The following is a 12,787-nucleotide window of genomic DNA, read 5'->3' as shown; positions in this document are numbered from 1 at the left end:
ACCCGCCACACCCCGCCCAGCGACCCGAACATCCCGTACCACCGCACGACCCAGGAGCTCCCCCGATGTCCCGTACCACCGCCCCGGCCGGCCCCGCCGCCCTCGTCCTCACCGGCGCCCGCATCCACACCGTCGACCCCGACCTGCCCGAGGCGCAGGCGCTCGCCGTACGCGATGGCCGGATCGCCTGGCTCGGCGCGGACGCCGACGCCGCCCGGTGGACCGCCCCCGACACCACGGTGGTCGACGCCGGCGGCCGCCTGGTGCTGCCCGGATTCATCGACGCCCACAACCACGTCCGGCTCGGCTCCGACGACGCCTGCGTCCAACTCGCCGGCGTCCGCACCCTCGACGCCATCCACCGCCGGATCCGCGACTGGCACGCCGCCCACCCGGACGCCGAGTGGATCGAGGCCGAGGCGTTCGACTACTCCGCGATCCCCGGCGGCCGGATGCCCCGCGCCACCGACCTCGACCCGGCCACCGGCGACACCCCCGCCTTCGTCCTCAGCTACGACGTGCACACCGCCTGGCTGAACACCGCCGCCCTGCGCCGCCTGGGCATCGACCGGGACCACACCGGCCTGCCGTTCGGCGAGGCCGAGACCGACCCGGAGACCGGCGAACCCACCGGATTCATCAAGGACTTCGCGGTCAGGGGCCTCTCCCGCGATGGCCACCGCGCCCTCAAGGAACTGGGCGTCCCGTGGGCCGGTGCCGACCGCCAGTACGGGCGGCTCGCCAAGAGCCTCGACGACGCCATCCGGTTCGGCATCACCACCGTCGTGGAACCCCAGAACTCCCTCGACGACCTCGCCCTCTTCACCCGCGCCCGGGCCGAGGGCCGGCTCCGTTCCCGGATCGTCGCGGCACTCTTCCACCCGCGCGGCACCACCGACGCCGACCTGGACGACTTCGCGGCCGCCGCCCACCGCTTCGCCGACGACCGACTGCGGGTCGGCCCGCTCAAGCTCTACATCGACGACGTCGTCGAACCCCGCACCGCGGCCCTCCTCGCGCCCTACGCCGGCTGCCGCCACCACCGCGGCGAGACCTTCTACCCGGCGGCGGACTTCCGCGAGCTGCTGGTGAAGCTGGACGCCCGCGGCTTCCAGTGCTTCGTGCACGCCACCGGCGACCGCGGCATCCGCACCGTCCTGGACGCCGTCGAGGCGGCCCGGGCGACCAACGGCCCGCGCGATGCCCGCCACCAGGTCGTACACGTCGAATGCCTGGACCCCGCGGACACCCCGCGCTTCGCCGAGCTGGGCGTGGTCGCCTGCATGCAGCCCCGGCACTGCGCCCCGGAGATCGCCGGACCCGGCCAGGACTGGGCCGAGAACGTCGGCCCGGAGCGCTGGCACAAGGCGTGGCCGATGCGCAGCCTGCACTCCGCCGGCGCCGTGCTGGCCTTCTCCAGCGACTGGAACGTCGCCGAGATGGACCCCATGATCGGCATCTACACCGCCCTCACCCGGCGGCCGCTGGCCGGCGGCGCGGCCTGGCAGCCCGAGGAGACGGTGAGCGTGGAAACCGCCGTGCACGCCTACACCATGGGCTCCGCGTACGCCAACTTCCTTGACCAGGAGCGGGGTTCGCTGACCGTCGGCAAGCTCGCCGACTTCGTGGTGCTGTCCCAGGACATCCTGCGGGCCGCACCCGAGGACATCCCCGGCACGGTGGCGGAAACGGTCGTGGTCGGCGGCGAGATCGTCCACGAGAGCGGCCGGTAAACGACCGGGGGAGACGCCCCCGGCAATCGACCGCACGTTCGATGCGGGCTGCGGTGCGGGAGCGGCGACGCCGCCGCGGGGGCAGGATGACCGTATGCTGCTCGCCGCTCTCGCACAGGTGTCGGCGGAGGTCGCCGCCACCTCGGCCCGGTCACGGAAGACCGCGCTGCTGGCCGAGCTGTTCCGGGCCGCCGACCCGGCGGACGCCCCGGTGGTCATCCCGTACCTGGCCGGGCGGCTGCCCCAGGGCCGGATCGGCGTCGGCTGGAACGCCCTGCGCGACCCGCCGCCGCCCGCCGACCGGCCCACCCTCACCGTCCACGACGTGCACACCGCACTGACCGCCCTGGCCCGGGTCGCCGGACCCGGCGCCCAGACCGAGCGGCGGCGGCTGGTCCGGGAACTGCTCGCCGCCGCCACCGGCCAGGAGCAGCGTTTCCTGTACGGGCTGCTGACCGGCGAGGTCCGCCAGGGCGCCCTGGACGCGCTCGCCGTCGAAGGACTCGCCGCCGCCACCGGCGCGCCCCCGGACGCGGTGCGGCGCGCCGTGATGCTCGCCGGATCACTCCCCGAGGTCGCCCGGGCGCTGCTCTCCACCGGCCCGCCGGCGCTGGCCGACTTCCGGCTCACCGTCGGCCGGCCGGTCGGACCGATGCTCGCGCAGACCGCCGCCTCCGTCGACGAGGCGATCGGTCGGCTCGGCCGCTGCGCCGTGGAGGAGAAGCTCGACGGCATCCGGGTGCAGGTGCACCGGGACGGCCCGGACGTGCGGATCCACACCCGCACCCTGGACGAGGTCACCGACCGGCTGCCCGAGGTCGGCGCCCTCGTCCGGACCCTGCCCGCCACGCGCTTCATCCTCGACGGCGAGGTGATCGCCCTGGACGCGGACGGCCGCCCGGTGCCGTTCCAGCGGGTCGCCGGCCGGTTCGGCTCCCGGACGGACGTCGCCGCGGCCCACGCCGCCCTCCCGTTGACCCCGGTCTTCTTCGACCTCCTCGCGCTCGGCGAGCGCGCCCTGCTGGACCTCCCCGGCGACCACCGGTACGCCGAACTCGCCTCGCTCGTACCGGAGTCGGCGCGGGTGCGGCGCTGTGTCGTGGCGGACCCGGACGACCCCGGCGCCCGCGCCGCCGCCGCGGACTTCTTCGACCGCACCCTGCGCCGCGGCCACGAGGGCGTCGTGGTCAAGGCCCTCGACGCGCCCTACAGCGCCGGCCGCCGGGGCGCCGCCTGGCTGAAGGTGAAGCCGGTGCACACCCTGGACCTGGTGGTCCTGGCGGCGGAGTGGGGCCACGGCCGCCGCACCGGCAAGCTCTCCAACCTGCACCTGGGGGCGCGGGCCGCGGACGGCGGATTCGTCATGCTGGGCAAGACCTTCAAGGGGCTCACCGACGCCACCCTCGACTGGCAGACCGCACGACTGCGGGAGCTGGCGGTGGCGGACGACGGCCAGGTGGTCACGGTCCGTCCGGAACTCGTCGTGGAGATCGCCTACGACGGACTCCAGACCTCGCCCCGCTATCCGGCCGGCGTCACCCTGCGGTTCGCCCGCGTGGTCCGCTACCGGGAGGACAAGACCGCCGCGGAGGCCGACACCATCGACACCGTGCTGGCCGCGCACCGCTGACGCGCGGGCGCGGGGAGCGGGGAGCGGGGAAGGGACGAAGGGAGCGGCGGACGGATGGCCGGGAAGCGGAGCGCCGGACTGTTGTTGCACCGCAGTGGTGCGGACGGCGGCACCGAGGTGCTGCTGGCGCACATGGGCGGCCCGTTGTGGGCCCGCCGGGACGCCGGCGCCTGGTCGGTGCCCAAGGGGGAGTACGTACCGCCGGAGGAGCCGCTGGCCGCGGCCCGCCGGGAGTTCGCCGAGGAGTTGGGCGTGCCGCCGCCGGAGGGGCGGTACGTGCCCCTGGGGGACGTCCGCCAGTCCGGCGGGAAGGTGGTGACGGTCTGGGCCGTCGCGGCCGACCTCGACCCGGCGGGCATCGAGCCCGGCACGTTCGAAATGGAGTGGCCGCGCGGCTCCGGGGTGCTCCGGAGCTTCCCGGAGATCGACCGGGTGGCGTGGTGGACCCCGGAGCAGGCGCGTGCACGGCTGGTCGCGGCGCAGCGGGAGTTCCTGGACCGGCTGGCGGACGCCCTCACCGGTGGGCCAGGCGAGGGCGTCCGCTGACCGCTCCGGCCGCGCCACCCCCGGCCGATCGGACCGCTCAGGCCGGGGCCGCCGTCACTTCACCGCGCCCAGCGACAGACCCTGCACCAGCTTGTCCTGGGCGGCGAACCCGGCGACCAGCACCGGCAGCGACACCACGGTGGCCGCCGCGCACACCTTCGCCAGGAACAGCCCCTGGCTGGTGACCAGCCCGGTCAGGAACACCGGCGAGGTCCCGGCCACGACGCCGGTCAGCACCCGCGCGAACAGCAACTCGTTCCAGCTGAAGAGGAACGAGATCAGCGCGGTCGCGGCGATGCCCGGCAGGGCGACCGGCGCCACGATCCGCACCAGCGTGGTGGGCAGCCCGGCCCCGTCGATCGAGGCGGCCTCCAGGATCTCCACCGGCACCTCGGCCAGGAACGACCGCATCATCCACACCGCGATCGGCAGGTTCATCGAGGTGTAGAGGATGACCAGCAGCCAGATGCTGTCCAGCATCCGGGTGTTCTGGGCGACCAGGTAGACCGGCAGCAGTCCGGCCACCAGCGGCAGCATCTTCGTGGAGAGGAAGAAGAACAGCACATCGCGCCACTTGCGCACCGGCCGGATGGACAGTGCGTACGCCGCCGGCACCGCCAGCACCAGCACCAGCAGCGTCGAAGCGACCGACGCGGTGAGGGAGTTGAGCAACGGCGGCCAGGGACTCACCCCCGCGCCACCGAGGCCGAAGAACTGCCGGTACCCGTGCAGGGTGAGCGGTGCGAACAGGCTCGGCGGATTGGTCGCGGCGTCCGGCTCGCGGTGGAAGGAGGTCAGCACCATCCAGGCCACCGGAAGGAAGAAGGCGATCCCGCACAGCCAGGCCACCAGGCCCAGCGCCGCCCCGCGGACCCGCCGTCCGCTCCTGCGGTCTCCTCGCGTCATCGGGTGATCTCCTCGCGCAGCAGGGACGACACGGTACGCAGGGCGAAGTTCGCCACCAGCAGTGAGCAGAGCACCACCACGACGCCCTGCGCGGACGCCCGGCCGTAGTCATGAGCCTGGTAGAAGGTCTGATAGATGGTGTACGGCAGGTTGGCGGTGCCCAGCCCGCCCGAGGTGAGGGTGAACACCGCGTCGAAGTTCTGCACGATGTACACCGTCCCCAGCAGCGCCGCCAGTTCGAGGTAGCGCCGCAGATGCGGCAGGGTGAGGTAGCGGAAGACGTCGAAGGGCGAGGCCCCGTCCATCCGGGCCGCCTCCACCGCGTCCGCCGGCCGGCTCTGCAACCCCGCCAGCAGGATCAGCATCATGAACGGCGTCCACTGCCAGATGAGCGACAACTCCACTGCTAGCAGCGGGGAGTTGGTCATCCAGTCCGGCTGCGGCGGGTCGCCGGCGCCGAACAGGTGCCAGAGCCAGGTCAGCACGCCGTTGAACAGCCCGTACGAGGCGTTGTACAGCGCGTGCTTCCACAGCAGCGCGGCGGCCACCGGCACCACCAGGAACGGGGTGATCAGCAGGGTGCGGACGACGCCCCGGCCGCGGAAGTTGCGGTCCAGCAGCAGTGCCAGCCCCAACCCCAGCCCCAGGCTGACCAGCACCACCGTCACCGTCAGCAGCACCGTGGTCCCTACCGAGGACCGCAGCGCCGGATCGGTGACCACCGCCCGGTAGTTGTCGAACGCGGCGAACCCGCGGTGGTCGGGGGCCAGTGCGTTCCAGCGCATGAAGGAGATCACCACCGTTGCCACGAACGGGAGTTGGGTGACCACGATCAGGAAGACCAGTGCGGGCAGCAGCGGGGCGCGCCGGGCCCACTCCTTCGCCCGCTCAGCGACCGGTGTACGCACGGGACACCTCCCGCGCCAGCCGCTGGCCCGCCCGCAGCGCCTCGTCGACGCTCTGCTTGCCGGCGATCGCCGAACTGATCTCCTGCGACACCTTCGTCCCAAGGTCCGAGAACTCCGGTATGTCCACGAACTGGATCCCGGGCGCCGGCCGCGGCTGCACCCCCGGATCGTCCGGCCGAGCCGAGGTGATCGCCCGCTCGGTCGCCGCCGCGAACGTCCCGGCCTCCTTGAGGTAGTCCGGATCGCGGTAGGTCGAGGCCCGCTTCCCGGCCGGCACCCGCGACCAGCCCAGTTCGCGGCCCACCAGGCGCTCGTACGACTTTCCGGACGCCCAGCGGACGAACTCCCAGGCCGCCTTCTGGTGGGTGCTGGCCTTCTGGATGCCCCAGGCCCAGGTGTAGAGCCAGCCCGCGCTGCCGGTCCGCTCGACCGGCGCCGGGGCGTACCCGATCCGGCCGGCGACCGGTGAGTCCGCGCTCTCCAGCGACCCGGCCCCCGCGGTCGCGTCGTACCACATGGCGACCTTGCCTTGCTGCATGTCGTTGAGGCACTCGGTGTACCCGGCCTGTGGCGCGCCGGGCTCCCCGTGCGCGCGGACCAGCCCGACGTAGAAGCGGGTCGCCCGGGCGAACTCCGGGGCGTCCAGCCGGGCCTGCCAGTCCTTGTCGAACCACGTCCCGCCGAAGGTGTTGACCGCCGTCGTCAGTGGCGCCGTCAGCTGCCCCCAACCGGGCTGCCCGCGCAGACAGATGCCCTTCAGTCCCGGTTTCGAACCGTCCAACTTGGCTGCCATGGCGGCTACTTGGGTCCAGGTGGGCCGGGCGGGCATGGTCAGTCCGGCCGCCTTCAGCAGGTCCTTGCGGTACATCAGGAACGACGACTCGCCGTAGAACGGCTCCGCGTAGACCTCGCCGTCGGCCGCGGTGAGCGAGGAACGCACCGGTGCGAGCAGGTCCTTCTGGTCGAACTCCCGGTCCTTACCGGCCAGTTGGCCCAGAGGGGTGAGCCAGCCGTTGCGGGCGTAGAGGGGCGTCTCGTAGTTGCTGAGGCTGGCCACGTCGTACTGCCCGGCCTGGCTGGAGAAGTCCTGGCTCATCTTGTCGCGGAGATCGTCCTCCGGCAGCACGGTGAAGTTGACCTTGATGCCGGTCTCCTTGGTGAAGTGCTCGGCGGTGAGCCGCTGGAGATCCACCATCTGCGGGTTGTTCACCATCAGCACGTTGAGGGTGTGCAGCCCGTCGTGGCCGGTGTCGCCGGCGCCGCGGTAGCAGCCGGCGGTGGTCAGTGAGAGGGCGGCCGCGAGGGCGGCCAGCCATCGCCCGCGGTGGCCCGCGCCGCCGACGGCTCCGGGGGATCGTGCGCGCACGGTTCCTGCCTTTCCAAGGTGACTCGGCCCGGGAGGCGGGCATGGGCATGTCAGATGTGCCGCCGCCGGACCTGCGGCGACGGACGGGGGAGGGCGGTCAGACCCGGAGTACCTGCGGCCCCAGGAGGGAGTAGCGGTGCGCCTCCGGCGCGGACAGCCCGGTGTCGGTGACGATCACGTCGAGATCACCGATCCCGGCGAACCGGCAGAAACTGCTGGCCCCGAACTTGCTGTGCACCCCGACCAGCACCCGCCGCCGCGACGAGCGCACCGCCTGCGCCTTCACATCGGCGACCGCCGGATCGGGCGTGGTCAGCCCGTGCTCCCGGGAGATCCCGTTGGCACCCACGAACGCCAGGTCGACCACGAAACCGGCGAGCATGTCCCGGCACCACGGCCCCACCGTCGCCTGGGTCCCGGCCCGCACCCGCCCACCGGCCAGCAGCACGGTCGTCGCGTCGGACGCCGCGACCAGCGAGGCGGTCCGCAGCGACGCGGTCAGCACGGTCAGCGGCCGGTCCGTCGGCAGCAGCATCGCGACCAGTTCGGGCGTGTACCCCTCGTCGACGAAGACCGTCTCCGCCTCGCCGACCAACTGTGCCGCGGCCGCCGCGATCCGCCGCTTCTCCGGCACCTGCTGGGTCTCCCGCCGCGCCAGCGTGGTCTCGTACCCCGCGCTCTCGACCGGGTACGCCGCCCCGTGCGTCCGCCGGACCAGCCCCCGGCGCTCCAGCTCCCGCAGATCGCGCCGCACGGTCTCGCGGGCCACTCCGAATTCGGTGGCCGCCTCGGCGACCTCGACGCGTCCGGACTGCCGGGCGAGCAGCAAGAGGCGACTCTGGCGTTCCTCGGCCCTCATAGCTCTCTCCTGCCCCTGGCGGGATGTGCCCGCCGCGTTCGCTCAGCCGACTTCCGTTCGGTCGCGTTCCCCGCGGATCGCTTTCCGTTCGGTCACGGCGGTGCCCGTTTCTGCCCGCAGCCAGGTTTATAGCAACAGACCATGTGCCCGCCATGGCCCGCAACGGCACCAAACCTGCCCGTTTCTGACCGTTTCCGGGCGCTGTTCTCCGGCGCCCCGGCCCCGGGTCGCGTCCGTTCCCCGCCGTGCGCGCGCCCGCGGCGGCCGCCCAGGCTCACCGGTGTACGCCGGTGGCACCCCGGTGGTGCGAGGTCCGACGGCGCTTAGGCTGGACGGCATGAGCTCGGAGATGCGGTCGTTGGCGGTCACCGCACTCGTCCAGGAGGACGAGTGCGCGGTGCTGCGGGTCAGCGGAGAGCTCGACCTCCGCACCGAGCAGGCGTTCCTCGCCGAGGCGCGGTCGATCGTCTCGGCCGGTCACCGCTTCCTCGTACTCGATCTGACCGCCCTGCGGTTCTGCGACTCCCGGGGCCTGAGCTGCCTGCTCGCCCTGGAATGGCTCTGCCGCCGCCTGGAGGGCCGGCTCCTGCTGGCGTCCCTGGGCGTCCGGATGCTCAAGCTCCTGGTCGGGACGCAGTCGCTGGGGGTCTTCTCCTGCTACCCGACGGTCGGCCACGCCCTGGCCGCGGTCCCCGCCGGCAGCCGCCCGACGTGGCCGCCGCCCGCCGACGAGGCCACCGCGGGCTGACCGTGGCTGGACTCGGCCATGTGGGGGAGGGGTCACGCCTGCGGGCGACGCCCCGCCGGGCGCCCGGTCTGACTCCTGAGTGTGACGTTCCGCTCACCCGGCACCGGACCGGGCGCCCTGCCACCACCGGACGCGGCCCTACCACCGGCCACGGCCCCACCAGCGTTCACGGCCCTACCGCCGGTCACGGCCCCGCCGCCGGCCCCAACTCCGCCCCCGCCTCCGCTTCCGCCGCCACCTCCGTTTCAGCCCCCGCCCGCAGTGCCGAGATCAGCGCCGCCACCGAGGGCCGGTCCCGGGCGGTCCTCCCGACCGCGACCACGACGTGCCGCTCGACGGTCTCCCGCAACGGCACCGCCACGATCCCCTCCGACCGCAGCCGCAGCATCAGCCCGGTCAGCGGCGCCACCCCCAGCCCCGCCCCCACCATCGCCAGCGACGTCGCGGTGTCCGTCACCTCGTGGACCACCCGCGGCTCGCAGCCGGCCCGCCGACAGGCGGTCCGGATCGCCCGCCCGTAGTACGAGCCGGCCGCCGGCAGGATCCACTCGTACGCCGCGGCCTCCGCCAGCGACAGCGGCGCCCGCGCCACCCCGCCGGGCGCCCGCCCGGCCGGTACCGCCAACGCGAACCGCTCCGAGCGCAGCCGCACCAGCTCCACCGACCCGTCCCGGTCCAGCGGCGCGTCCGGATAGTCCAGGCCCAGCGCCAGATCCACCCGCCCGGCCAGCACCTCCGCGTACGCCTGGTCCACGTCCACCTCGCGGCTCACCACCCGCACCCCGGGATGCCGGGCCGCCAACCGGCGCAGGGCCGGCGGCAACAACACCGCCGCAGCGGTCCCGAACACCCCCAGCCGCAGCCGCCCGCTCACCTCCCCGCGGGCCCGCTCCAGGGCCGCCACCGCCTCGGCCTGGGCCCCCAGGATCCGCTCGGCGTGCACCGCCAGGATCCGCCCGTCGTCCGTCAGCTCCACCCGGCGCCCGGCCCGCCGGACCAGTTCGGTGCCGGTGGTCCGCTCCAGCGCCGCGATGTGCTGGGAGACCGCGCCCGGCGTGTAGCCCAGCGCCGCGGCCGCCGCGGTCATGGTGCGGCTCCGGGTCAGCTCCAACAGCGTCCTGAGCTGCACCCCCGGCAATTCCACGGCGGGAACCTACCCACCGGCCACCGGCACCACCCGCGTCCCGCCAAACCCTCCGGACCTCCACACCTCCTCATAGATCACCTCCAGCGACTCTGCATGGACGGGCGACCGGCCGCCCGGCACCATCGAAGAGCACCGGCCCCGCGGCCCCGCCGGCGGCCGGACGACCACGCGACGCCCCAACGCCCCAACGCCCCAACGCCCCAACGCCCCAACGCCCCGACGACCCAACGCCCCGACGACGGGAAGGCGGCCCGGATGGCCCACCCCACGGCTTCGGCTCCCTCACCCCCCGACCCGCAGCCAGAACCACAGCCCGCCCCGCTCCCCACCGCCGCCGACGTCGTGATCATCGGCGGCGGGGTGATCGGCGCGAGCATCGCCTTCCACCTGGCCGAGGCGGACGCCGGCCGGGTGCTGCTGCTCGAACGTGACCTGCCCGCCTCCGGCTCGTCCGGCAAACCGCTGGGCGGGGTCCGCGCACAGTTCTCCGATCCGCTCAACATCCGGCTCGGCCTGCGCAGCCTGGACGCCTGGCGGGACTTCGCCCGCCGCCCCGGCGCCGACGTCGGACTGGACACCGTCGGCTACCTCTTCCTCCTCGGCAGCGAAACCGAACGGGACACCTTCACCGCGGGCGTCGAGATCCAGAACGCGCACGGCGTACCCAGCCGCATCATCACCCCGCGCGCCGCCCGGGACCTCTGCCCCTACCTCGACCCCGGCACCCTCATCGCCGCCGCCTTCTCGCCCACCGACGGCTACGCCACGCCCGGTGCCGCCGTCACCGGCTACCTCCGCGCCGCCCGCCGGCTCGGCGCCACCGTCCGCACCCGCTGCCCGGTCACCGCCATCGACACCGCCGACGGCCGCATCCAGACGGTCCGCACCCCGCACGGCACCGTCCACACCCCCACCGTGATCTGCTGCGCCGGCGCCTGGTCCGCCGAGGTCGGCGCACTCGCCGGCGTCACCCTGCCGGTCACCCCGCTACGCCGCCAGATCGCCTTCACCGGGCCGCTGCGCCCCCGACCGCCCCGTATCCCCTTCACCCTCGACTACGCCTCCACCCTCTACTTTCACAACGACGGCGCCGACGGCCTGCTCCTCGGCCTCTCCGACCCGGCCCAACAACCCGGCTACGAGCGGGAGTTCAGCCGTGAATGGCTGACCCCGTTCCGCGCCGCGGCGGCCCGCCGGGCTCCGGAACTCGCCGGCGCACCGATCACCGGCGGCTGGGCCGGCCTCTACGAGATGACCCCCGACCGCAACGCCCTCATCGGCGAGGCCCCGCACCCCGGCCGGTTCCTCTACGCCACCGGCTTCTCCGGCCACGGCTTCCTCCAGGCGCCCGCCGTCGGCGAGATCGTCCGCGACCTGTACCTGCGCCGCGAACCCTTCCTCGACGTCGGCCCGCTCGCCGCCACCCGCTTCGACGGCCACCACGCCACCCGCCCCGAGGCCCACATCATCTGACCCCACCGACCCCGGAGAGGAGACCTCATGGCCCTGATCCCCACCTGGCGCCTGCGCGCCGCGTTCGCCCGCCGGCTCTCCGCCATGTACGGCACCGAAGTCCCCGCCTACACCACCCTCCTGGAGGTCACCGGGCAGATCAACGACGAGGTCGCCGGCCGCGATCCGCACGCCGGCCGGCTCGGCAGCATCGACCGGGTCACTGCCGAACGCCACGGCGCCATCCGCGTCGGCACCCCTACCGAACTCCGCCAGGCCGCCCAGGTCTTCGCCGCGCTCGGGCTGCACCCGGTCGGCTTCTACGACCTCCGGGACGGCGACATCGGCGCGGTCCCCGTCGTCTCCACCGCCTTCCGCCCCCTGGACGCCGTCGAACTCGACCGCAACCCCTTCCGGGTCTTCACCTCCCTCCTGACCACCGGCGACCGCCGCTTCTTCGACTCCGACCTGGAATCCCGGCTGGACGCCTTCCTCGCCCGCCGCCGCCTCTTCCCGCCCGCCCTCCTCCACCTCGCCGAGCGGGCGGAACGCGAACACGGCCTGGACGAGCCCGACGCGGAACGCTTCCTCACCCTCGCCGTCGGTGCGTTCACCCTCTCCACCGAACCCGTCGACCGCGCCTGGTACGCCGAACTGGAACGGATCTCCGCGGTCGCCGCCGACATCGGCGGGGTCACCACCACCCACGTCAACCACCTCACCCCACGCGTCCTGGACATCGACGCCCTCTACCGGCGGATGGGGGAGCGCGGCATCACCATGATCGACCGCATCCAGGGACCTCCGCGCTGGGCCGGCCCCGACGTCCTGCTGCGCCAGACCTCCTTCCGCGCGCTCGCCGAACCCCGCACCTTCCGCGACCCCGACGGCCGGCTCACCCGAGGCGCCCTGCGGGTCCGCTTCGGCGAGGTCGAGGCCCGCGGCATCGCCCTGACCCGCACCGGCCGGGCCCGCTACGACACCCTCACGGCCGAGACCGACCGCCGCACCGCCGGCCGCCCCGACGCCGACCGACAAGCCACCGCCCGCACCCTGTGGGAGCGCGACTTCCCCCGCACCGAGGCCCAACTCGCCGCCGAACGGCTGGCGTTCTTCACCTACCGTCCGGTGGCCGCCCGCCCCCGCGACGGCCACCGCCCGCCCGCCGACCTCGCCGCCCTGCTCGCCGGCGGCTGGCTCACCGCCCACCCCCTCGTCTACGAGGACTTCCTGCCCCGCTCCGCCGCCGGCATCTTCCACTCCAACCTCACCGGCGACGGCACCCGCGACCCCCACCGCGACGGCACCCCCTTCGACGCCCACCGTCTCTCCGAAGCCCTCGGCCGCCCGGTGCTCGACCCGTTCACCGGCTACGCCGCACAACAGGACCGCTCCTTGCGCGCGGCCCTGACCACCCTGCGTGCCGACGCAGCCCTCCACGCCCTGGACACCCCGACGCCCACCACCACATCTGATAAGTAGTCACCACCCT

Annotated in this window: 11 protein-coding genes; 6 read left to right on the top strand and 5 right to left on the bottom strand. The window is 73.8% G+C overall.

Going from position 1 to position 12,787, the window contains the following annotated elements; translation table 11 throughout:
• The first annotated feature begins 65 nt into the window (after window positions 1-65).
• From ACO0M4_RS35820 to ACO0M4_RS35810, 3 genes are all read left to right on the top strand, one after another.
• Entirely contained in the window at window positions 66-1,733 is a 1,668-nt protein-coding gene (locus ACO0M4_RS35820; RefSeq protein WP_430375250.1) for an amidohydrolase, read from the top strand.
• A gap of 94 nt (window positions 1,734-1,827) precedes the next feature.
• Window positions 1,828-3,363 (top strand): ATP-dependent DNA ligase, encoded by a 1,536-nt coding sequence (locus ACO0M4_RS35815; protein ID WP_430375249.1) that lies wholly within the window; start codon window positions 1,828-1,830, stop codon window positions 3,361-3,363.
• 54 nt (window positions 3,364-3,417) lie between these two features.
• Window positions 3,418-3,909 carry an NUDIX domain-containing protein gene (locus tag ACO0M4_RS35810; protein WP_430375248.1) on the top strand — a complete coding sequence of 164 codons (492 nt, stop codon included), beginning with the start codon at window positions 3,418-3,420 and terminating at the stop codon, window positions 3,907-3,909.
• A gap of 54 nt (window positions 3,910-3,963) precedes the next feature.
• On the opposite strand, the gene ACO0M4_RS35805 is transcribed toward ACO0M4_RS35810, so the two are convergent.
• The 4 genes from ACO0M4_RS35805 to ACO0M4_RS35790 form a co-directional block, all read right to left on the bottom strand.
• The gene (locus tag ACO0M4_RS35805; RefSeq protein ID WP_430375247.1) at window positions 3,964-4,815 is read right to left on the bottom strand and encodes a carbohydrate ABC transporter permease; all 852 of its coding nucleotides are present in this window, start codon (window positions 4,813-4,815) and stop codon (window positions 3,964-3,966) included.
• Window positions 4,812-5,723, bottom strand: coding sequence for a carbohydrate ABC transporter permease (locus ACO0M4_RS35800; protein ID WP_430375246.1), 912 nt, complete (start codon window positions 5,721-5,723; stop codon window positions 4,812-4,814). The genes ACO0M4_RS35805 and ACO0M4_RS35800 overlap by 4 nt, the downstream gene beginning before the upstream one ends.
• Entirely contained in the window at window positions 5,704-7,089 is a 1,386-nt protein-coding gene (locus ACO0M4_RS35795; RefSeq protein WP_430375245.1) for an ABC transporter substrate-binding protein, read from the bottom strand. Before ACO0M4_RS35795 ends, ACO0M4_RS35800 begins: the two co-directional genes overlap by 20 nt.
• Window positions 7,090-7,186: 97 nt before the next feature.
• Window positions 7,187-7,948, bottom strand: coding sequence for a DeoR/GlpR family DNA-binding transcription regulator (locus ACO0M4_RS35790; protein WP_430375244.1), 762 nt, complete (start codon window positions 7,946-7,948; stop codon window positions 7,187-7,189).
• 337 nt (window positions 7,949-8,285) lie between these two features.
• Between ACO0M4_RS35790 and ACO0M4_RS35785 the strand changes: the two genes are divergently transcribed.
• Window positions 8,286-8,696 (top strand): STAS domain-containing protein, encoded by a 411-nt coding sequence (locus ACO0M4_RS35785; protein ID WP_430375243.1) that lies wholly within the window; start codon window positions 8,286-8,288, stop codon window positions 8,694-8,696.
• Window positions 8,697-8,880: 184 nt separating this feature from the next.
• On the opposite strand, the gene ACO0M4_RS35780 is transcribed toward ACO0M4_RS35785, so the two are convergent.
• Window positions 8,881-9,840, bottom strand: coding sequence for a LysR family transcriptional regulator (locus tag ACO0M4_RS35780; protein ID WP_430375242.1), 960 nt, complete (start codon window positions 9,838-9,840; stop codon window positions 8,881-8,883).
• A gap of 258 nt (window positions 9,841-10,098) precedes the next feature.
• Between ACO0M4_RS35780 and ACO0M4_RS35775 the strand changes: the two genes are divergently transcribed.
• Window positions 10,099-11,316: an NAD(P)/FAD-dependent oxidoreductase gene (locus tag ACO0M4_RS35775; RefSeq protein ID WP_430375241.1), complete on the top strand. Its 1,218-nt coding sequence runs from the start codon at window positions 10,099-10,101 to the stop codon at window positions 11,314-11,316.
• A gap of 27 nt (window positions 11,317-11,343) precedes the next feature.
• Window positions 11,344-12,777: a 2-oxoadipate dioxygenase/decarboxylase gene (gene hglS, locus ACO0M4_RS35770; protein ID WP_430375240.1), complete on the top strand. Its 1,434-nt coding sequence runs from the start codon at window positions 11,344-11,346 to the stop codon at window positions 12,775-12,777.
• The last annotated feature ends 10 nt before the right edge of the window (window positions 12,778-12,787 follow it).

Source organism: Streptomyces sp. RGM 3693 (genome assembly GCF_050471125.1).
In the GTDB taxonomy this organism is placed as follows: Bacteria; Actinomycetota; Actinomycetes; order Streptomycetales; family Streptomycetaceae; genus Streptomyces.
This window is presented reverse-complemented; position numbering and strand designations above follow the sequence as displayed.